The following is a 22,933-nucleotide window of genomic DNA, read 5'->3' on the forward strand; positions in this document are numbered from 1 at the left end:
GAACTAATTTATTATTGTGGTTTTTCTAACAATTGAATTTCGAAAATAATATTAGCATTTGGCGGAATTACTCCTCCAGCTCCAGTTGCGCCATAAGCCAAATGAGACGGAATAAAAAGAACCGCTTTGTCTCCAAATGAAAGTTGCTCAATTCCTTCGATAAATCCAGGAATCAAACCGTCTTTTTTACCTGCTTGAAATGGAATTGGTTGGTAACCGTTTTGTTCTGCTCTTGCAGCATCGTATTTTCCAAATGTTTTATTCACATCGGCAATACTTGAATCAAATAATGTTCCATCTTCTAGGAAACCTGCATAGTGAATGTAGATTTGAGATCCAATTGCTGGTTTTTTGCCAGATCCTTTTTCTGTAATAACAAATTCTAAGCCTGAATTTGTTTTAGTAGCTTTAGGTTTAATAGAAGCATAATAAGCTACTTTTTCTTTTTGAACGCCAGCATATTTGCTTTTTTCTTTTTCAATTTCTGAAAAATAATCATGGAATACTTTTACAGCATCAAATTTCTTTGCCGCTTCACCATTTCTGATAATAGTAATTGCAACGATTGTATCGTCTTGTTTTATTTGATTTACTACTTCTTGTCCTTTTTCAACTACATGACCAAAAATAGTGTGTCTTCCTTCTAACCAAGGCGTTTCAACATGTGTAATAAAAAATTGGCTACTGTTTGTTCCAGGACCGTTGTTGGCCATTGCCAAAACTCCAGCTTTGTCAAATTTCAAATCTGTGATTTCGTCTTTGAATTTATATCCAGTATCTCCAGAACCAGTTCCTTCAGGATCTCCAGATTGAATCATGAAATTTTCAATAACTCTATGGAATTTTAGTCCGTCATAAAAAGGTTTTCCTTTTTTGTAATCTTTAGTAACAAATTCATTTTTTCCTTCTGCAAGCGTAACAAAATTTGCTACAGTAACTGGTGCTTTTTTATAGTCCAATTCAACTATAATGTGCCCTTTGTTTGTTTCAATATCGGCGTATAAACCATCAGGCAAATTACTGTGTTCATCTTTGCATGAATAAAGAGAAGTAACGGCTAGTAGTAATAATAAAATACTTTTTTTCATTTCTAAAATGTTTTTTTATGGGTTTACTGTATCTTTTTTAGTGGGAGCGACTGGTTTTGCGGCAACTGGCTTTGGTGTCGTCGGTTTTGGCGTTTGTCCAGCCGAAGCATCCATTGGAGCAGCTTGTCCCGCAGGAGCAGCAACTTTTGGAGCAGTTGGATCAGGAACAAAATTACGAAGCGTTACGGTACACATTAACGATTCATTTGGGCCAATTTTTTTATTGTCGCCATGATATCCGTAAGCGATATGTGAAGGGAACAAAAAGGTAACCGTTTCATTTTTGTGCATATATTTGATACCATCGCGCAATCCCATCATGATGTCTTGTTTGTCAACATAATAAGTTTGAGGACCAAGATCAGCTTCTGAGTAAATTATATTGCCTTTGATATCTTTTATTTCCAAATTGAAATAAGCGATATCTCCTTTTTTAGGCGTTTGCGTTTCATTTAAATTTCTTTCGTCATAGGAAAACCAATATCCTTTTCTGGTCGCGAAATATTTTACTTTCGGATTGCTTTTTATGATTTTTTTGATGACTTCTTCTTCATTGGCAACCAACTTTTTATTTCGGTCAGCCGATTTTTTCATAAAAGTCCCAGACACTCTTGAAAGTGGCCTTCTGGCTTCTTCGTGCTGTTTACAGCTGGAAAGCAAAACAGTAAAAAGTAGCGTATAGATACTGATTTTTAAATATTTCATATTCAGTTATATTGTAAGTTTAGATACTAAATCTTCAAATTTAGCTAAAGTTTTCTCCATTGATAATTCTGATTTTCCTCCGGCGGCATTGCTGTGGCCTCCTCCGTTGAAATGATCTCTGGCAAATTGGTTTACATCAAAACCTCCTTGCGAGCGGAACGATATTTTGATAATCTTCTCGTCTTTATTTTCGATAAAAATAGCAGTAAAAACAATCCCTTTTATGCTTAGGCCATAATTTACTATTCCTTCGGTATCGCCTTTCACATAATCAAATGAATCTAATTCGTCTTGAGTAAGCGAGGTATATGACGTTTTGTGTTCTTCAAAAACTTTCATATTCTGCAACGCGCGTCCTAATAATTGCAAACGGCTGTATGAGCTGTTGTCAAATAATAAAACCGGAATTTGAGTATTTTCAACTCCAAGGTCAATCAATTCAGCAATAATTCGGTGTGTATTTCCTGTTGTTCCCGGAAAACGAAAAGAACCTGAATCGGTCAAAATTCCGGTATAAATGCAAGTTGCGATGGTTTTGTCAATATCTTCTTTTTTGTTTAAGAAAGAAATAAAGTTGTAAACCATTTCACAAGTTGATCCGAATTCAGTGTCAGAATACATATAAGTCGCATAATCATCAGGTTTTTGATGATGATCGATCATGACAAACGGAACAGTTAGTTTTGCTAAAGTATGCTCCATTTCGCCTGTACGATGAAATGCATTAAAATCAAGTGTGAAAATCAACTCAGCTTCTTCTAAAATTTTGGTGCAGTTTTCAGTATCTTTTTCAAAAACTTTTACAGTTTCAGAACCTGGAAGCCAAGCCAGAAATTCAGGAAAATCATTAGGCGCAATTACTGTTGCCTGATGATTGTTTTTTATTAAAAAGTGGTATAAAGCCAAGGTAGATCCCATGGCATCTCCATCTGGGCCTCTATGCGGAATTATTGCAATTTTCTTTGGGGCAGCAAGCAACAATTGTATCGCTTGTATATCTTGTATTTTCATAGTGTGCGAATTTACATTTTTTTAATGTAATGCTGAAAACATTTTATAGATTAACATGCTTTTAGGAAACAAGGCTAATTAGTGAATTTTTAGGCAAGTCATGAAATTAATTTGGCGTTTGCGCTTTTTTAATCTTGTTCATTATACTTTGAATTTGAAAATTTAAAGCAAGCATCTGCTCATCATATAAGGTGCTTTGTTCGGCTATTTTTTTATATGCCAGTTCATATAAGCTAATTCTTAACTTGCAATACTCAATCAATTTGTTGTTGTGTTCATGTATTTCTTTGGGAAGATATAGTTTGTCTAATTCTGTAATTAGCGTAATATTTTCATTCCAATAGTAAATACCTCGGTCTTTAATCATATACAAGGCATTGTCTCTGCTTTCCTCAAAGGAACCTCCATAATAACTGCTGTAAGCTTCTAATGCCATTTTTTCCATGTCTGTAAATTCTTGCATCCTTTTTTCATATTCCATTACCTGATAAATATAAACTTTAGAATTTTTGAAATTTATAAATAAGAAAACTATAATAATTGTAGCGACAGTAGAAGCAAACGCAAAGCCATATTCTTTCTTTTTATTGGCCAAAGAAATGGCCAAACCAAAAATGATTCCTGATGCAAAGCTTGCTATTTCTGCAACAGAATTAATTTCATGTATAAAATTATAGGCAAGATTTAGTACCAATAAAATAATGATACTCAAGATAATTCTTAAATTGACTTTTATACTTGTTCTCTTAAATAAAAATAAGACGATCAAAATGCCATATAAACCAAAGAAAGCACTTGCCGCACCTGAACTCACAAAATCTTTATTCCAGCACAAACTGCTTAACGATGCAATAATGCCACACAATAAATAAGTAGCAAGAAATTGCCATCTTTTGAGGTAGGATTCTAAAAGCAATCCGATATATGCCAAGGAAAAACAGCTGATAAGCAAATGTAAAAAACCGTTATGCACAAAACGGCAAGAAAGCAATCTCCACCATTCGTTTTCATAAATCATAGGTCCGTAGTTTCCTCCCCAATCAATAATATTTTGAGGGGAAGGTTTGAAAAAGTTTACACCTGAATAGGTCATAATTATAAAAATCAGAAGATTTAAATAAATTAAGATTGGTGTAAACAAATAATCTTTGGTAGGAATAAAAATGGAGAAAACAGAATAAAATCTCGAGATGTTTTTGTGAGAAGAGTTTTCTTTAGAAACAGTATTTTCTCTTGCTATTTTGATTTGTTCCTGAACTTTAACTTCATCTGTTTCCGAATTTGAAACAGAATTTAGTTCTTCAAAATACAGATCTAAAAAAGATACCGCATTTTTTTTATTTCTGCTGCGGTCATAAATTTGATTTCCATTTGAAGAGCTTGTGATTTTGGCCGTATTTTCATCAAAATCAATTAGAATGATTTCATTCCATGTGTTTTTGTTGTTTTGTGAAAAAGCTTTTAAATGATTTTCATCTACACTTACAATATTCCAATTTAGCTTTTTGCATATTGAAATTGCATGTAAAATGAAAGTTGTATGAGATAAATTATTTAACGGGATTAATTCAGAATACTTCGCAGGAAATCCAAATGCCATTTGCAGTTATGTTTTGATTTAGGAAAAACAATACTACAAAAAAAGAGGTAATAATTGTAAAATATTTTATTACAAATGTTCCAATTCTTCTTTTTTGAAGCGCTGATACAATTTATATTTTGCTCCTTTGACAATCTGCGATTTATAAATACCAACAGAACCCGAGGAAAAATAAGCAATTGTGCAGCCGATGGCGATAAAAATTCCGGGAGCAATTCCGAATAATTCCATTCCCATGATAGTGCAGGCGATAGGAGTGTGAGTCGCGCCAGAAAAAACAGCAACAAACCCGACTCCCGCCAAAAGTGCAATTGGCATTGGAATTACGATTGATAATGCGCTTCCTAAAGTTGCTCCGACAAAAAACAAAGGGGTTACTTCGCCACCTTTAAAACCGGCACCCAAAGTAAATCCGGTGAAAAGAATTTTTAGCAAAAAATCATACCACTCATTTGGATTTGAAAAAGAATCAACAATGACTGGAACGCCCAGTCCCGAGAATTTTGTCATTCCAAAACCTGCAATGGCAATTGCTAAAATAACACCACCAATAACGGGACGAAGTGGCGGATATTTGATGTTTTTTGAAAAAAGTGAGCTCCAAAAATGGGTGCTTCTTGCAAATAATAAAGCGGCAAGGCCAGATAAAAGTCCAATAATTATGATGTAAAATAAATTACTGAAATTAAATTCGGGTACAACTGGAATGCTGTAATGCGTATGTTTTATTTCCCAAAATTCAACGGTGAAATAGGCAACGTAAGCGACTAAAAAAGAAAGTAAAATGCTTTTGAAGTTGATTTTACTAAAGTATAAAACTTCCAAAGCAAAAATGGCGCCCGCCAAAGGTGTTCCAAAAACAGATGCAAAACCAGCACCGATTCCAAGAATAATTAAAATTTTGCGTTCGGAATTATCGAGTTTGAAAATTTTGGTGAATTGATCTGCAATTGCGCCTCCCATTTGAACTGCAGTTCCTTCGCGTCCCGCAGATCCTCCAAATAAGTGAGTTAGCAAAGTTCCCAACAGCACTAAAGGAGCCATTTTAAACGGAATTACTTTTTGCGGATTTTCGTATTCCTCCAACAATAAATTATTTCCTTTTGCAACAGATTCTCCCCAGTAATAGTAACTCAAACCAACTAATAATCCGCCAATTGGCAAAAGGCAGATAATCCAGTCATGTGCAATTCTAAATTGCGTAACCCATTCTAAAGAAACTAAGAAAAATGCTGAAGCTGATCCTGAAAATATACCAATTAATGCACAAATAATTATCCATTTTGGAATCGAAAGCAATAATTGTTTGAGGTTTTGGGAAGTCATTAATAAGCACTAAAATAGTTTTGCCACGAATTTCACGAATTTTCACGAATTAATAGCATTTTGTAATTAAGAAAATTAAAAAAATAAATCTTTTTAATCCTTATAATCTGTGGCAGAATAATTAGTGGAAATTCGTGAATTGCTTCGCCTGTTCGCTATCGCTCGAGTCGTGGCAAAAAAACTTTACTGTACTACAGCAGTAAATTCGATTTCAACTAAATATTCGGGAGCAACTAATTTGCTGATTTCATAAAATCCAGTTGTAGGCTTCACATCTTTAAAAAAAGCGGAATGTGCTCTGGCAACTTCTTCAAAAGTAGAAACATCTGTAGTGAAAATTCTAGTTCTGATCACATCTTTTATTCCAACGTTCAAATCTTCAAGAACTTTTTCAACGCGTTCAATAATATTGTACGTTTGTGCATAAGCGTCATCGGCTTTTACTTTATCGCCGTCAACGATTGCAACAGTTCCTGAAACTTCAATGATATTGCCAATTCTTACGGCACGGCAATATCCCATTTTGTCTTCCCAAGGCGATCCTGTCAAGATGTTTTCTCTTTTCATTTTATGAGTTTTTTTGAATTTTTTTTTGATGGTTTTTTAAAACAAATTCAGGTTAATTAATGTGTTGCAATTTATGAAATAAGCTCATCAAAAAGAATCATTTCGGGTTGAAATCAATTGGGAAATCTTTCTTTTTTGTGATATTTTAAGCATGAATTCGGGCTTTACTTAAGATTTTCCTCTTCATAAATTCGGAGTTTGTTTTGTGTGTTTGTCAAATGCTGTTGCAAAATTTCGATTTTGTTCAACAAATGATAAATCGCATCAATTCCTTCCATATTAATATTAAGATCGTAGTGCATTCGAATCATTTTTTCGATTGTTGGCAACTCTTCTGGCTCCAAGTATTCATCATTTTCTTCAAGAATAATTTTTACCAAACCATAATTGTTGAGCTCTTTTATAAAAGTATTTTCAATTTCGTGATACAGACAAAATTGTTTTATTTGAATCAAATTTTTACTGGCCATGATTTCTAAGTTTAGCTAATTCTGTAAATAATTCTTTTTCTTTTTCAGATAATTTGGTCGGAATTTTCAAATTGTAAGTCAAATATAAATCACCAAATTGATTCTCCTTTTTATAAATAGGGAAGCCTTTTCCTTTTAATTTTACTTTTGTTCCGGTTTGCGTTTCGGCAGGAACTTTTATTTTTACTTGTCCATCAAAGGTTTTAATGTTGATTTCGCCACCCAAAATCGCTGTGTATAAGTCCAAGTCAACATTTGAATAAAGATTGTTTCCATCTCTTTTAAAATCAGAATTGTTGGAAATTGAAAAAGTAATATACAAATCACCGTTTGGCCCGCCATTTGCGCCTGGACTTCCGTGGCCTGAAATTTTTATTATTTGACCATTTTCAACACCTGCCGGAATGGTGATTCTGATATTTTTGCCGTTTACACTCAAATTTTGTTTATGCGTTGTGTACGCCGATTCTAAATCAAGTTGTAATTCAGCGTTGAAATCTTGGCCTCGGTATTTGGATTGGCTTCTGCTTCGCCGGGATCCATAAATCGAGTTAAAGAAATCAGAAAAATCGCTTCCCGAAAAATCTTCCCCGAAACCAGAAAAATCCTGTCCGCTTTGCTGTCTCGAATATTGCTGTTGTTGCTGATTCGGGTCGTAGCCAGCTTTTTCAAATTCGTCCGCATGTTTCCAGTCTTTTCCGTATTTATCATATTTTTTACGATTTTCAGGATTGCTCAAAACTTCATTGGCTTCATTGATTTCTTTGAATTTTTTCTCCGCTTCTTTGTCATTCGGATTCAAATCGGGATGGTATTTTCGGGCTAATTTTCTGTACGCTTTTTTGATTTCTGCTTCAGTTGCAGACTTGGTGACATCTAAAACTTTGTAATAATCGATATAATCCATTTTCTTGATTTTTTGAGGAACAAAATTTAAACCTTGAATTTAGGAATAAGTTGTTTATTTTCAAAGTCAAGAAGGATTTTATAACAAAATTTTTACAAAAGAATCGTACGGATATCTTTTGGGATAATGTTAAATTTTAAAGATTTGAATTAAACTATGGCAGGTTTTTTGATTCTAAAAATTAGCCCAAATTATTGTTATAAAATACTTAAAGTGGAAGTGCGTAAACAAATTATATTATTTTTGCTTAACACTAAGAATATTTTGTAAAAATTATACAGGCCGAGTCGATAAAACTTTTTCAATGAAGCACATTTTATTTTTCATATTATTTTTTACTGCTGCAACACTTTCAGCTCAAAATGAATTTAGTACTAAATTCAAGAGTATTCCTGCACCAAAGTTTAATGCTAAACCCAAAAAGATTCCGGCTCCAGATTTGCCAGATTTGAACGATCCAGCTGCGCCAACTGCTGAAATTCCGAGTATCAAAACACCCAATGTTTATGATAATACGCAATTAACGACAAAATCTAAATTTCAAATTGGAGAAGAAAAAAGCAAATTCTCGATGTCAACCGAAAGTCAATTTGCTAATCCGGGTGATCGTTATGTAGCCAAAATGGAAAAAGATTTGGATAAAGCTCTAAAAGACGCAGGACTTCGCGAGGGCAGAGGAACATTGGTCAAAAAGAATATTTCTTTGGGAGATTTCAAAACAAAATCGCAATATTTTATTGTCAAATTCCGCGATTTTGGAGCAATAGACGGCGATTTGGTAAAAGTGTCAAATAACGATCAAGTCATTCGCGATCAGATATTTTTGGATGCCAATTTTAAAGATGTAAAAATTAATCTGGCCGACGGATTTAACAAATTAGATTTTGAAGCACTAAACATAGGAAGCCTCGGAGGAAACACGGCTGAAATTCAGGTTTTTGACGATAAAGGCCAATTAGTAACCAACGATTATTGGGATAATCTCGCCGCAGGATTTAAGGCTTCGATTGTGGTGACAAAAGAATGATTTTTTTAAAGATGCTAAGATTCTAAGGTGCTAAGTTTTTTTACCAACTTAAAATACAAACAAAAAGGAGATTCTATTTTAGAATCTCCTTTTTGTTATACAATTTAATGAACTAGTGTCTTAGCTCCTTAGAATCTTAGCGTCTTAGCGTCTTAGCCTCTTAGAACGGATCCGCAGTAACCTTAAACTTCATATCTGCTTTTATAGTCACATCTTTCGTTAGAGTTTCTTTTAGAGTTACTTTAGTTCTTATTTTGTAGCTATCAGCTTTAATGTATTGATCCAATTTTTGATCGGTACAAATCAAGTCAATTGTGTTGCTGGTTGACATGATATTATCTTGATAAGCCAATTCAATTTCATCTGAATTTGTAGTTGAAATATACAAATGGACTGATTTCAAGAATGTGAATGTTTTATCTGACGGATCAGAAATCGATAAATTCAACGATCTCAATTTTACATCTTTTACCAGACTAGCTTTTGTTTTGTTGTTTTGAAATTCTGCTGATGAATTTGTCGTTACTTCCGGCGTGATTATTTCCGAAGGCAAATTAATTGGTGAAGTGCTTTTGATTGTAATCGAAGTATTATTCGAAATAGTGAAAGTCAATAAATCGTCAACAGCATCACAAGAAGTTAAAAAAAATGACAAAAAAATTGTCAAGGCAATAAGTTTTGATTTCATAGTTAATTTAAAATTGGGTTTTTCGTTACATACGAAATTAATTGGTTTTTGGATTTTTGCTAAGATACTAAGTTTCTAAGATTCTAAGTGACTAAGTTTTTTTCTTTTTTGAGACTAAAAATAAAACTCAGAATCTTAGCAACTTAGCATCTTAGGAACTCCACTGAAAAAAAAATATTTTTTTCAGTGCTCTGATTTTTGAATTTCGAATATAAAAAGTACTTTTGCGCATGCAACACAACGTACTTATTTTAGATTTCGGATCGCAATATACTCAGCTTATTGCGCGTAGAGTTCGCGAATTAAATATATTCTGCGAAATTTTTCCTTACAATCACATTCCAAGTGATTTATCAAGTTATAAAGCCGTAATTTTAGGAGGAAGCCCTTTCTCTGTAAGAGGAGAAGATGCACCACATCCTGATTTATCACAAATTAGAGGTAAAATGCCTTTGCTTGCTGTTTGTTATGGAGCACAATATTTAGCTCATTTCAGCGGTGGAGAAGTGGCAGCTTCAAATACTAGAGAATACGGAAGAGCTAACTTGTCTTATATTAAAGATGGTGAAACTTTCTTTGAAGGAGTTTCAGAAAACAGCCAAGTTTGGATGAGCCATAGCGATAGTATCAAAGCGCTTCCAACAAATGCTGTAAAATTAGCAAGCACGCATGACGTAGAATATGCAGCTTATAAAATTGAAGGCGAAACTACTTATGCAATTCAATACCATCCAGAAGTTTACCATTCAACAGATGGAAAACAGATGTTAGAAAACTTCTTGGTTAAAATTGCTGAAGTTCCGCAAAACTTTACTCCAAATGCTTTCGTTGACGAAATGGTAGCAGAATTAAAAGAAAAACTTGGGAACGATAAAGTAGTTCTTGGTTTATCTGGAGGAGTAGATTCTACTGTAGCAGCTGTTTTATTAAACAAAGCAATCGGGCAAAATTTATACTGTATCTTCGTTAACAACGGACTTTTACGTAAAAACGAATTCCAAAATGTATTAGATCAATACAAAGGAATGGGATTAAACGTAAAAGGTGTAGATGCAGGAGATCGTTTCCTTGGCGAATTAGCTGGAATTAGCGATCCAGAAACAAAACGTAAAACAATTGGTCGTGTATTTATCGAAGTTTTTGATGATGAGTCACACTTATTAGAAGACGTAAAATGGTTGGCACAAGGAACAATTTACCCAGACGTAATTGAATCAGTTTCGGTAAAAGGACCATCTGCAACTATTAAATCGCACCACAACGTTGGTGGATTGCCAGATTATATGAAATTAAAAATTGTAGAACCGCTTAGAATGTTGTTTAAAGACGAGGTTCGAAGAGTAGGAGCTACATTAGGAATCGATCCTGAATTATTAGGAAGACACCCTTTTCCAGGACCAGGATTATCTATCAGAATTTTAGGAGATATTACTCCAGAGAAAGTTAGAATTTTACAAGATGTAGATTCTGTATTTATCGAAGGCTTAAAATCTTGGGGATTATACGATAAAGTTTGGCAAGCTGGAGCAATTTTGCTTCCTGTAAATTCTGTTGGAGTAATGGGCGATGAGCGTACTTATGAAAAAGTTGTAGCGCTTAGAGCGGTGGAATCAACAGATGGTATGACTGCTGACTGGGTTCATTTACCTTACGATTTCTTGATGAAAGTATCAAACGACATCATCAATAAAGTAAAAGGCGTGAATCGTGTTGTTTACGATATTAGTTCAAAACCACCTGCAACAATTGAGTGGGAATAGTAAGATTTTTCAAATTAAGGCGTTACATTTGTTATGCCTTAATTTTTTAAACCTACTATTTATGAGAGAATTTTTAACGTTTTTTCTTGTCTTTATTTTGTCTTTTAACAGAATAACTGCACAAGATTCATTTATTGAGCACAAAATTCAAAAGGGAGAAACCGCGTATTTTATAGCCCAAAAATATAAGGTTTCGGTTGATGAAATCTTTAAATTCAATCCCGAATCTCAAAATGGAATCAAAGACAATCAGATTATTAAGATTCCGGTTCATTCTTCAGAAAAAATAAAATCAGATCAACAAATTACTCATATTGTTGGCGAGAAAGAAACACTTTACGGTTTATCAAAAAAATATCATGTTTCTCAAGAAGCACTTCAGGAAGCCAATAAAGAAATTCTTGCCAGCGGACTTCAGGTTGGTCAGGAATTAGTTATTCCGCAAAATTCTTCAAATCTTTCGAAAATTGAAAATATAAATACTTTAAAAGCTTCACATCTTGTTGTTGCTAAGGAATCTTTATTCAGCATTGCGAGACAATACAATGTTTCGGTTGAGGATCTAGAAAATCTGAATAAGGATATTTTGATTAACGGTTTGCAGATTGGTCAAACCATTTCAATTCCGAATAAAAAGAAAACTTTGGACGGAAGAGTTCGCGTTATTAATCAGGAAACTATTTTTCATGTTGTTGAGCCAAAGGAAACCAAATTTTCGATTGCAAAGAAATATAGAATTTCGATCGATCAGCTTGAATCTCAAAATCCCGAAATCGTAAACGGATTAATTGTTGGAAATAAATTGGCTATCAATACCGCAGCAATAAAACCAGCAAATGAAAGCGAAGAATTGATGCTTGCTTTGGCCGAAAAACAAGTTGTAGTCGAAAAGACAAAAGCTAAAACAATTGAAATTGAAGATTTGAAAGACCGATTGGTTGTTCAGAAGGAAATGAATCAGAAAATCATAAAAATTAATGATTTGAAAGTAAATCTGAATGACATGAATGGTTCCAAAGAAAATTCAGTTGAAAAACTTCGATTGGTTCTAGAGGCAAATAAAAATGTTCAGGATATTTTGATGACCAAATTGGATTCGCTTGTAACTGCGATGAACAATGATTTGAACGAGTTAAAACGTATGGATATTTTGAATGTTGAAGAATCTAAAAGATTAGAAAAACAATCTTCAGAGGGAATCAGCAAAACAAACGAATTGTCTTCTCAGTTGAAAAAAGAATTGGCAGAAAATAGAAAAGCATACGCCGGTCTAATGAATAAAGTAGAAAAAATAGCCGTTGAAGAAAATCAGGAATACAAGAAGAAAATCCGCGAAAGCGAGAAGAATAATAATGTGACTTCAATTCAGCAAAGACTTTCTTTGGAAGAAATCAAGCGTTACAAAATCGAACAGGAGCAAGGCGATGCTCAAAACCAGCTTTTGATTGCCAAAATCGATTCATTGGATACTCAAAAACAAATTGAAGTAAAAAGACATATCAGCAAAGCTTCCTATTATAGTATGGAAGCTCGAAAATTTGATGACAAACTAGCTTTGATGAAATTGAAAAAGTATCAGGATGAAGCGATTAAAAAACAAAATAAATCGGGTGTTTCTGAGGCTTCAAAAACGGTTTCATTAGAAGAAATGAAACGCGAATTAGAAGAAAATCCGCTTAAAACAGATAAAACGGTAAAAGTTGAAGTTTTTGATAATCTTAAAGAAGTTTCAAACGGTTATTACTTAGTTTTAGGTATATTTACAGACGCAACACTTCGCGATAAGCTTATCATGAAACTTATTGATTCTGGTGATTTTAACGCAAGTTTCTTTTTCAATATAAACAGTCTTTCGTATTATGTTTACTCGGATAAGTTCGAAAACATGGAAGAAGTTTTGTATAAATGCAAGAAAAAGGAGGAAGATGAGTTATATAAAGAAATAATTATTGCTAAAGCAGAAATCGATCTGAGATAAAATTTGAGGCGGAATTAACACTGGCCCGAATCTTGCTTTGACAAGAATTTAGTAACTTGTTTTTGAATTAAAAATAAAATTGTTTTAAGTCCTATTTATGAAATATTATTCAACATTATTGTCTTTGGTTTTTTTTGTAACCTGTTCGGCTTTTTCTCAGGAAAAGGTAGTGAAATATACAGTTACAGGCGGAGAAACAATAAACCAGATTGCCGTAAAATTTAAAGTTACGCCTTATGATATTTATGCATTAAATCCAGATGCTAGAAATGGAGTAAAACCAAATACTGTTTTGCTGATTCCTGCAAGTGGCAATAAAACAGCAGTAAAATCTGAGACTGCTGTGGCAAAAACAGCCGCTAATTCGCAAGAAATTATTCACGAAGTAGAGTCAAAAGAAACTTTTTGGAGGATTGAACATAAATACGGAATTTCGCATGAAGCATTAATAGCGGCAAACCCATTTTTAGAAAAAGATGGTATTCAGGCTGGACAAAAATTAGTAATTCCAGCTAAAGGTTCAGTTCCCAAAACGGCAGCAACAGCAAAATCAGCTAAAAATTTAGCTCAAGAAAAATATGTTTATCATGATGTTTTGCCTAAAGAAACGAAATTTGGTATTGCAAACAAATATGGCATTTCTGTTGCAGAATTAGAAAAACGTAATCCTGAAATTGTTCAGAATTTGCCAATTGGTTACAGATTAACGATAAAAGGAACAGCACCTAAAACGGAAGCGGCACCAATTGCAAATACCGCAAAACCTGCTGAAACTAAAAAAGCAGATGCGCCTAAAAAAGCCACAACTTATATGGAGTATCAAGTGAAGCCGAAAGAGACTTTTTATAGTTTAGGAAGAACATTTCATTTGTCGCAAGATGAATTAGTCGCTTTGAATCCGTCACTTTCTGAAGGTGTAAAAGAGGGAATGGTTTTGAAAGTTCCGACAGGATATTTAGCGCCACAGCCAATTATTGCACAAGCACAACCAGCTGAAAAAATTGTTGAAAAAGCGGTAGAAAAACCAACTATAAATACTGCAGATGCACCAAGCGGTATTAAAATTGTTGATAAAGTAAAATCTGAAACGGTTTCTGCAGATCCTGAAGTCGTAGAATTGACAAAGAAAAGAGGTCAGACAGAGCGCCAGAAAGTGGTTTTGTTATTGCCGTTTAATTTGGCGAAACTGCAAAGTGATACAACGAGTTTGGCGACAAAAGTTAAAAATGATAAATTTTTAAACATGACGCTTGATTTCTATTCCGGAGCAATGATGGCAATTGATTCGGCTAAAGCTTTGAAATTGCCGATTGATGTTTCGATTTACGATTCGGGAGAAACCAAAACGTCATCAAATATTTCGAGTTTGATTGCACAGAATAAATTGCAGAATGCAAATGCCGTGATTGGCCCATTTTATCAAAATAATGCCGAAGCGACTGCAAACATGTTGCGTTCAGATAGTGTTCCGGTGATTTCACCTTTATCAAAAGATACTGCAAATCCAATTGATAATTTGTATCAAGCGATTCCGTCAAATGATGTAGTACGTAACGCAGTTTTTGATTATATGCGCGCCAAAAACGGAAATATTGTAGCGGTTGTTGACAAGAAAAAAGAATCTGTAATCAACTATATTAAACAAAACCAAAAAGGAGTTGTATTTGCTACATTGACAGAAACGGGTGGTTTAGATGTTGCAAACTTAAAAGGTTTGTTGCTTCCTGGACGCATGAATTATGTAGTGATGGAAACTGGAAATACGGCAATGGTGAAAGCAACAATAAAAGCGTTGCTTGATTCACAAAAAACATGTCAGGTGCAATTGGTGATTTTAGAACCAAACAGCACCTTGGATACAGATGAAATTAGTTTTGATAATTTAATTAAATTGAAGTTGATGTATCCGTCTGTGACACGCGAAAGCAGTGAAGTTGGAGCTATGATTTTCAAAAAAGAATACCGTTTGAAAAATAAAGTAAATCCGAATGTTTATGCAACAAAAGGATTTGATGTTACTTTTGATACCATGATGCGTTTGGTTCAAGGGAAAACATACCAAGAAACGGCCGATTTAATGACCACAGAACAAGTGGACAATAAATTTCAATATTACAAAAAAGAAGATGGAGGACACGCAAACAAAGGTGTTTACATTTTATATTACGACAGCGATTTAACTTTAAAAGCAGCAAACTAATGACATCAAAAGTAACCTATTTAGGCGATTTAAGAACAAGTTCAATTCACGTGCAATCTGGAAGCGAAATCATTTCAGATGCACCTCTAGATAATAACGGAAAAGGAGAGGCATTTTCTCCAACAGATACTGTAGCAAATGCTTTAGCAAGCTGTATGATGACGATTATGGGAATCAAAGCTCGAGACATGGAGGTAGATTTTGTAGGTTCTACAGCAGAAGTAACAAAAATAATGAATGCAGAACCAAGACGAATTGGAGCAATCGAAATTATTTTTCAAATGAAAAGCAATGCTGATGAGAAAAGCAGAACAATTTTAGAACGTGCTGCAATGACTTGCCCGGTATTTTTAAGTTTAAGCAGTGAAATTGAAAAGAAAATTAGTTTCAATTGGAATTAATTTTTGAATGAATATTAATAAGGAGCTGTCTCAAAAGGACAGCTTTTTTTGTAAGCTTCGGAGAAGCAAAATATCTATAGAAAAGAATATTTATGCAAAATAAAGCTCCAGCGGAGCGACATCTTTGATATGTCGCTCCGCTGGAGCTTTTTCTCATTTATTTGATTTAAATTCTATAAATATTTTACCCCGCTCGGGTTATAAAGTATCTACTTATTCTAGATTTTTTTATAGCTTTTTACCCTTTTTCTGGTTTTAAATCTTCTAAAATTGGTGTTGCAATCGTTTTTACTTCTTTTTGCATGGTTGAGTTTTTTTGCTCAAAAATGGTAATTTGATTTTTACCTTTATTAAGCCAACAACCCGGAACATATAGAGTTTGTTGCGGACCAACACTCCAATAACGACCGATATTTATACCGTTTATAAAAACAATTCCTTTTCCCCAATCTCTCATATCGAGAAAAGTATCTCCAGTTTTTTTCAAATTGAAAGTACCTTGATATAAGGTTGGACGATTTGCTTTCGCAGAATTTTTGTAAATGGCCAAATCGGGTTCTGTATTCATAGGCAGTTTGTACATTTCCCAATTTCCGGTAATGGTTTCTCCATTGATAATTACAGAACTGATGATGCCTTTATTATTTGAATTAATTTGAGAACCGTAATTGATGCGTCCCATATTTTCAACTATAATATCTAAAGTGGCATTAAAAGGAACTTCGATTTCGCAGCTGTAATTTTTGTAGTAACGGTTTAATTCGGCAACCTTTTTTCCGTTTAAATAAACTATGGCATAATCTCTTAAACCATTTAATTCTAATTTTCCGCTGATTGGTTGTGTGAATTTTTTACTGTACCAAACATAACCATGACCTTGATTTAATTGCTCAAATGTTTGCGGATTATCTTCAATTACAGGATCAATTTTCGATTTTAAATCTTCTAAATCAATAGCTTTCGTTAAAGAGATATTCGGAATTGTAATTACCGGAATCTGATCTGGAATATTGGGTGTTTCTGTATTTTTTAAAAGCTCTCTTAAAGCATTATATTTCGGAGTTGCCCAGCCTGCCTCACTTATTGGTGCATCATAATCATAAGAAGTCATATCAGGCTGAATGTCGTGTTCTTTGTCATAATTAGCGCCAGAAGTAAATCCGAAATTGGTTCCTCCGTGAATCATATAATAATTGAAAGAAACTTGATTGTCCAGATATTTTTTGGTTTGACGAACGGTTTGTTCCGGCTTCTGAATTGGGAATGGTTCTGCCCAATGATCTAGCCAACCCGGATAAAACTCGGCAACCATGTAAGGCCCTTTTCCATCATGAAATTGATGTACGACTTTTTTGAGTTTTGCCACATCATCTTCGCCGTTTGCAGTTGGTAATGCACCAGGCAAAGCACCGCCTTCAAAAAGCCAGCTTCCGTCAGAAGTGAAAAACGGAACTTCAAATCCAACATCTTTTAATTGCTGAAAAACGGCAGCACTGTATTTTTTATGTTCGTCAAGCGGAATATCTTTTCGTTGTGAAACATACGAACCAAATTCATTTTCGCCTTGAACCATGATAATTGGTCCTCCTTTCGTGATTTGCAAATTGGCAACTTGTTTGTATAATTCGGTAAAATAAGCTTTTGTTGCAGCCAAATATTGTGCATTATTTCCGCGAATAACCATATTTGGAACATTCTGTAGGAACCACGGATAACCTCCAAATTCCCATTCGGCACAAACATACGGACCCGGGCGTAAAATCACGAATAAACCTTCTTCTTGAGCAGTTTTTATGTATTCGGCTAGGTTTTTATTACCGGTTTTAAAATCCCAAACGCCCGGTGAAACTTCATGATAATTCCAGAAAACGTAAGTTGCAACAGCATTTAATCCCATTGCTTTCATCATTTTTAGGCGATGTCTCCAATACGGTTGCGGAATTCGCGAATAATGCATTTCTCCAGAGTGAATTTGTATGGGTTTTCCATTTAAAAGAAAATTTCCATCGCTAATTGCGAAAGTTTGTTTGTTTTGTGCCGATGCGTCGAAAAATAAGCAACAAGCGATAAAAAGAAATAAAGCTATTTTTTTCATTGTGTAGTGATAAGATTTGCTTGAAAACAGACAAGAGGACAAATATAAACTTTGCCCTCTTGTCTTCCTAACTAACCAATATTTATTCTGAAAACTCTAATTTTTTCAATTTATTCCAACCTCCTCTTGTGAAATCTGGAATTTCTACGGGTGCAGAATTATTGTCTAATGAAATTTCTGTCAATGGACCTAAACAAGACCATTCGGCTAAATCGTAAACATCCATATCTAATGGAAGCCCTTTTTGAAGGCAGTGAATTAAACGATAATCCATAATAAAATCCATGCCACCGTGACCGCCTACTTTTTTGGCTTGTTCTTCAATTCCTTTGGCAATTGGGTGTTTGTATTTTTCCATTAAAGCTTTTTTAACTTCTTCGGGAACAAAAGAATGTGCGCTTAATTTTTCATGATTTGGTTTTACATCGTCGCCAAGTTCTTTTCCGTCAAGCGCATAACCTTCCAAAGGATATTTATTAGCAAAACCTTTTGTACCGCTCAATTGATACATTCTACTGTATGGGCGAGGAGAAGTAACGTCGTGCTGAATTTGAATTGTTTTTCCATTTTCAGTACGAATCATCGTCATAGTATGATCTCCATTTCTAAAATCTTTAATTTCCTGACCTGATTTTTCTTTGATATAAGCAGGATTTCCAACGGCTTTTGTATCCATAGAAACCAGGAAATTCATTTTGTCACCACGGTGAATATTTAGTGCCTGACACGCAGGTCCCATTCCGTGTGTCGCATAAATATCGCCACGGTGTTTGATATTGTAATCCATTCTCCAGTTGTTCCAGTATTCTCCCCAGAAAGGCTGTAAACCGTGAATGTAAGAACCTTCAGCATGTAGAATTTCACCAAATAAACCTTGCTGAGCCATATTCAAAGTAGTCAATTCGAAGAAATCATAAACGCAGTTTTCCAATTGCATACAATGTTTTCTCGTTTTTTCTGAAGTATCAATCAACTCCCAGATTTCTTTCATAGTCAAAGCGCCCGGAACTTCAATTGCTACGTGTTTTCCATCTTTCATGGCCTGAACTCCAATTACGGCATGATGAAGCCAATCTGTTGCTACATAAACTAAATCTACATTTGGCAGCGCTGTAACTTTTCTCCAAGCATTTTCATCGCCATAAAATTCTTGTGCTTTTGGAAATCCCGCTTTTGCCAAAATTTCATTGGCTTTTGACGTGTTTTCCTGCTTCATGTCGCAAAGTGCTATAATTTCAACACCTGGAATATGTGTCATGCGTTCTACAGCGCCTGGTCCGCGCATTCCTAAACCAATGAAAGCAATACGAACGGTTGGAATAGCAGGTGCAGACATTCTAAGAACATCTTGCTGTCCTTTTGGCCTTGATGGTGTTTTGGTCTTGATCATTTGCGCCGAGACTGTCCAGCCAAATAAAATACAAACGATTAAAAAGAGTTTTAAAATACGAGTTTTCATGCGTGGTTATTTATTTTTTTGATTATTTAAAGCAATCATTTTTAAGGCAAAGCATCAAAATTGATTTCTGGTTTTTTATTGTTTAATGGTTTTGTGAAAACGGTTTTTGGTGCTGTGAAATCGTTGAAGAAACCGCCATCTTTTAAGTAGAAAGAATCTTTTTCCAATCCGCCAGCAAAATCCATTCTATAGCCTTTTGCTCCTGTATTGTCGGTTGTAAAACGAGCCGAATTAATTTCTGTCCAAACTCCTTTTTCATCACAAACCCATTGATTACTGAATAAAACTTTTCGGGATAAATCACCCTGTTCCGGAACAAAATTTTCTAAAAAGGAATGAAATCTTTTTAAATAAGTATGCGTTTGAGGACGATTGAAACTCGCAATCAACAACCATTTTTTTAATTCTGGAGCATAAAAATAAGCGGTGTAATTTGTAGAATTGTCGTTTTGAGGATTTCCTCGCAATAAGAATTTATAGGTTGTACCAGCTTTCCACATATATTTCAGATAGCTTTGTCCGCCCGAACCTTCGCTTCCAAATTCTCCGGTATGAACATTTTCTCCTTTTTTGAGCATTTTGATTTTTTGCGAATCAGGAATGCTTTTCGGGTCATCAGTTTCAAATGGACTCCAAACTGAAAACAGAATTCGTCTTTCTGTTGCCGAATTTACCTGAATACCAAAATAGCCTTCGCCAAAACCATTTGCCATAAAATAAGAGCCAATTTTGTCTTCATTTTTAGGAACGGTAATTTCGTTGTAATACCATTCGGCATTTATATTTTCGGGTACTTGATAATTCAAATGAACCGAAGGTCCGCGACGTCCCCAGTGATAAAAATTGCCTTCGTTATTAGGAACATAAGAAATTTTTCCATCAAAATCTTTGCTTGAAATTGTTATACGATTGATGGAAGGAAATTGAGTGCCAGTTTTACTGACTCCTTTTATTTTTAAAGCGACATAACCTTCTTTATTTATTGTCCAAGTTCCAATGGAAACTGCTTTTTTTGAAGCAACAAATTTTACTTTTTTGGATTCGTTGTTTATAGAAAATTCAACTTCCGATTTTCCAAAAACTTCTACTGATTCTTCAACAAAAATCTGAAAAGTTCCTGGTTTTGAAATTTTAAAATATAAAGTGAAAACCTCATTCGGATTTGTCCAATTTTCAATGCCATTGTCAGTAATTGTATTACTTCCGTCAATATGTTTGGAGCTGAATGCATTTCCCGCAAGCGGAATAGAAATGGTTGTTTCGGCCTCTTTTTTCTCATTCGAAAAAGAGACTAAAACGAAAACAAAAAACAAGTAAAATAAATTTTTCATTTGTTACAATTTTGGTTTTTTATTTAAAAGTAACCTCTCTAATGAACCAGATTAGAGAGGTTTTCAAAAACAAAACAATTCAAATGGACCTTGCTAATTATTTTTGACTATTAAATCTTTTCATTAATGTCGTTACATGTTTTTTTGTATCGTCATCTAATGAGGCCAATGCTTTATCAGCTTCGGCTGGTGCATATTTTGTTAATCCAGTTAATCCTCCTGCAATTACGTTATATGATTGTTCTTTAATGCTTTCTTCCATCAAACTTTTATAAGAAGCATCTCCCGTAGAAGCTAATTTTACTATAGCATTTGCTCGGGCAATTGTTTTTTTATCATTTTTAGCAATATCAAGAAGCATTTTTAAAACCTGATCCTTGGTTTGTTTTTCATTCAAATCAATTGCTTTGATGCTCAGTACTCTTAAATCTTCTTGAGGATCTTTTAGACCTTCCAATAAAATAAGTTGTGATTCCTGACTTCTGTCTTTTGAAGCAAATTTTATGGCTTCAATTCGGTTGTAATAGGATGGTGCATTTTTATATTGGAATAGATAATCTGCAGCAGTTTTTCTATCTATCTTAACTTCGCCCACTAAAATTTTATCAGGATCTAGATCTATAAATTCTGGTTTTGAAGGAAGATCAAAACTGAAGCTTTGTTGTCTTTCATTAATTAAAATATCCTTTCTTATTTTGGTTCCGTTTACATAAAAATCAACTTTCAGAGGTAACGTAAAGGTTTGAACCGCACTATCCTGAGATTGATTTATCGTAATGAGGATTTTTCCGTTAACATATCTGTAAGTCACATCCAGAATCGGACTTCCAGCATTATAATACCATTGATCAAAATATGGCAACCAGTCTTTTCCTGTTACTTCTTCCATCGACAAACGCAATTGATGCGGTTCACCAGATTTAAAAGCATTTGTTGTCAAATAATGATTTAAACCTTTAAAAAAGGCTTCGTCGCCCATTTGGTTTTTCATGGCATACAAAATAATCGAACCTTTAGAATAGCTGATATTATCAAACATATCTTCTGCATTTTTGTAATGAAAACGTGCCAAAATAGGACTGTCGCCATTTTTTTGCGAACGCAAATAATTCTGCAATTTCTCATAACGTGATCTGTCTTCCGCGTCTTGTCCTGCGTCGTGACCATGCCAAAGCACTTCTCCAAAAGTGGCAAACGATTCGTTCATGGTTAAGTTTGACCACGATTCAGCCGTTACATAATCGCCAAACCATTGGTGAAAAAGCTCGTGAGCTATCGTACTTTCCTGATTATCATCCAGTAATTCTCTGGCTGTTTTCTGTACATACTCGCCATGCAAAGTTGCAGATGTATTTTCCATTGCGCCTGAAACATAATCTCTGGCAACGATTTGCGCATATTTTGCCCACGGATATTCAACGCCTAGCATTTTGCTGTAAAAGTTCATCATATCCGGAGTTTTACCAAATATTTGTTTTGCGTATGGGGCATATTTTGGTTCCAGATAATAGCTTACTTCTTTACCATTGTAAGTGTCTTTGGATATTTTAAAATCACCAACAGCCATCATAAACAAATAAGGAGAATGTGGCAATTCCATTTTCCAGATATCCGTGCGGGTTCCGTTTGAATTGGCTTTTTGTGATGCCAGTTTACCGTTAGATAAGGTTACATATTTTGCGTCAACCGTCATCGCAATTTCAGAAGTTGTTTTCTGATTTGGTTTGTCAATTGTTGGGAACCAGCAAGACGATGCTTCTGTTTCTCCTTGTGTCCAGATCTGGATTGGTTTATCATCTTTTCCATCAGGATTTATAAAATATAATCCTTTTGCATCTGTAATTGCAGCACTTCCTTTTACTTTTAATTCATCTGGTTTTGCGGTGTAATTAATGTAAATAGTGAATTTTTCAGTGCTTTTGTATTTTCTGTTTAAAGCAATAAAAAGCTGCTCATTGTCATATGTGTACTTTAAAGGTGTTTTTTTGTTTCCTTCAATAATTGCAATTTCTTTAAAATCCATTCCTTTTGCGTCAAGCGTAAGTGAATCGGTTTCATAGAAATGTGGTTTTAAAGTCAGCCACTCTTTCCCATACAGATATCTTTTGCCATAATCAAAAGATACGTCAAGTTTAGTGTGAATTAAATCGTGAACTTTTTGAGGGGTAACTCGGTAAACAGACAATTCATCTTTGCTCTTGTCTGTGTTTTGCGCCTCTGTATTTTGAACTGCCAATAAGGCAAGGCCAAAAAGAGTACATTTTAAAAAAAGGTTATTCATTTTTTTGATTTTAAATGATTGTTTTATGGTTTAAAAGTA

Annotated in this window: 18 protein-coding genes; 5 read left to right on the forward strand and 13 right to left on the reverse strand. The window is 34.4% G+C overall.

Translation table 11 applies throughout. From position 1 onward, the window contains the following. Positions 1–11: 11 nt before the first annotated feature. The 8 genes from SCB73_RS13395 to SCB73_RS13430 form a co-directional block, all read right to left on the reverse strand. Complete coding sequence (locus tag SCB73_RS13395) at positions 12–1,088, reverse strand: peptidylprolyl isomerase (protein WP_320566725.1); 1,077 nt, start codon at positions 1,086–1,088, stop codon at positions 12–14. Positions 1,089–1,103: 15 nt separating this feature from the next. After that, the gene (gene gldI / locus SCB73_RS13400; RefSeq protein WP_320566726.1) at positions 1,104–1,793 is read right to left on the reverse strand and encodes a gliding motility-associated peptidyl-prolyl isomerase GldI; all 690 of its coding nucleotides are present in this window, start codon (positions 1,791–1,793) and stop codon (positions 1,104–1,106) included. Between the two features lie 6 nt (positions 1,794–1,799). After that, positions 1,800–2,804: a DHH family phosphoesterase gene (locus tag SCB73_RS13405; RefSeq protein WP_320566727.1), complete on the reverse strand. Its 1,005-nt coding sequence runs from the start codon at positions 2,802–2,804 to the stop codon at positions 1,800–1,802. A gap of 106 nt (positions 2,805–2,910) precedes the next feature. Beyond that, on the reverse strand, positions 2,911–4,404 hold the full coding sequence (locus tag SCB73_RS13410) for a rhomboid family intramembrane serine protease (protein WP_320566728.1): 1,494 nt from the start codon (positions 4,402–4,404) through the stop codon (positions 2,911–2,913). Between the two features lie 69 nt (positions 4,405–4,473). Continuing rightward, positions 4,474–5,730: a voltage-gated chloride channel family protein gene (locus SCB73_RS13415; RefSeq protein ID WP_320566729.1), complete on the reverse strand. Its 1,257-nt coding sequence runs from the start codon at positions 5,728–5,730 to the stop codon at positions 4,474–4,476. Between the two features lie 183 nt (positions 5,731–5,913). After that, entirely contained in the window at positions 5,914–6,297 is a 384-nt protein-coding gene (locus SCB73_RS13420; protein ID WP_035648901.1) for a RidA family protein, read from the reverse strand. Between the two features lie 164 nt (positions 6,298–6,461). After that, the gene (locus tag SCB73_RS13425; protein ID WP_320566730.1) at positions 6,462–6,767 is read right to left on the reverse strand and encodes a chaperone modulator CbpM; all 306 of its coding nucleotides are present in this window, start codon (positions 6,765–6,767) and stop codon (positions 6,462–6,464) included. After that, positions 6,757–7,674 (reverse strand): J domain-containing protein, encoded by a 918-nt coding sequence (locus SCB73_RS13430; protein WP_320566731.1) that lies wholly within the window; start codon positions 7,672–7,674, stop codon positions 6,757–6,759. The genes SCB73_RS13425 and SCB73_RS13430 overlap by 11 nt, the downstream gene beginning before the upstream one ends. A gap of 304 nt (positions 7,675–7,978) precedes the next feature. Between SCB73_RS13430 and SCB73_RS13435 the strand changes: the two genes are divergently transcribed. Further along, positions 7,979–8,701, forward strand: a complete 723-nt coding sequence (locus tag SCB73_RS13435) for a hypothetical protein (protein WP_320566732.1) — start codon at positions 7,979–7,981, stop codon at positions 8,699–8,701. A gap of 160 nt (positions 8,702–8,861) precedes the next feature. Here the strand turns inward: SCB73_RS13435 and SCB73_RS13440 are convergent, their stop codons facing one another. Next, entirely contained in the window at positions 8,862–9,389 is a 528-nt protein-coding gene (locus SCB73_RS13440; protein WP_320566733.1) for a hypothetical protein, read from the reverse strand. 230 nt (positions 9,390–9,619) lie between these two features. Between SCB73_RS13440 and guaA the strand changes: the two genes are divergently transcribed. The 4 genes from guaA (at position 9,620) to SCB73_RS13460 (ending at position 15,728) form a co-directional block, all read left to right on the forward strand. Next, positions 9,620–11,149, forward strand: coding sequence for a glutamine-hydrolyzing GMP synthase (gene guaA / locus SCB73_RS13445; protein WP_320566734.1), 1,530 nt, complete (start codon positions 9,620–9,622; stop codon positions 11,147–11,149). Positions 11,150–11,210: 61 nt separating this feature from the next. Continuing rightward, positions 11,211–13,127, forward strand: a complete 1,917-nt coding sequence (locus SCB73_RS13450; protein ID WP_320566735.1) for a LysM peptidoglycan-binding domain-containing protein — start codon at positions 11,211–11,213, stop codon at positions 13,125–13,127. A 97-nt stretch (positions 13,128–13,224) separates the two neighbouring features. After that, positions 13,225–15,327, forward strand: a complete 2,103-nt coding sequence (locus SCB73_RS13455; protein WP_320566736.1) for a LysM peptidoglycan-binding domain-containing protein — start codon at positions 13,225–13,227, stop codon at positions 15,325–15,327. After that, positions 15,327–15,728, forward strand: coding sequence for an OsmC family protein (locus SCB73_RS13460; protein WP_320566737.1), 402 nt, complete (start codon positions 15,327–15,329; stop codon positions 15,726–15,728). The genes SCB73_RS13455 and SCB73_RS13460 overlap by 1 nt, the downstream gene beginning before the upstream one ends. Positions 15,729–15,966: 238 nt before the next feature. Here SCB73_RS13460 and SCB73_RS13465 read toward each other — a convergent pair whose 3' ends face one another. The 4 genes from SCB73_RS13465 to SCB73_RS13480 form a co-directional block, all read right to left on the reverse strand. Continuing rightward, positions 15,967–17,823, reverse strand: coding sequence for a glycoside hydrolase family 35 protein (locus tag SCB73_RS13465; protein WP_320566738.1), 1,857 nt, complete (start codon positions 17,821–17,823; stop codon positions 15,967–15,969). An 82-nt stretch (positions 17,824–17,905) separates the two neighbouring features. Continuing rightward, positions 17,906–19,282, reverse strand: a complete 1,377-nt coding sequence (locus SCB73_RS13470) for a Gfo/Idh/MocA family protein (RefSeq protein ID WP_320566739.1) — start codon at positions 19,280–19,282, stop codon at positions 17,906–17,908. A gap of 41 nt (positions 19,283–19,323) precedes the next feature. Further along, a complete protein-coding gene (locus tag SCB73_RS13475; protein ID WP_320566740.1) occupies positions 19,324–20,613 on the reverse strand; it encodes a DUF3472 domain-containing protein in 1,290 nt (429 codons plus the stop codon). A 97-nt stretch (positions 20,614–20,710) separates the two neighbouring features. Next, positions 20,711–22,894, reverse strand: coding sequence for a M1 family metallopeptidase (locus tag SCB73_RS13480; RefSeq protein ID WP_320566741.1), 2,184 nt, complete (start codon positions 22,892–22,894; stop codon positions 20,711–20,713). Positions 22,895–22,933 lie beyond the last annotated feature (39 nt).

Source organism: Flavobacterium sp. KACC 22761 (assembly GCF_034058155.1).
GTDB lineage: Bacteria > Bacteroidota > Bacteroidia > Flavobacteriales > Flavobacteriaceae > Flavobacterium.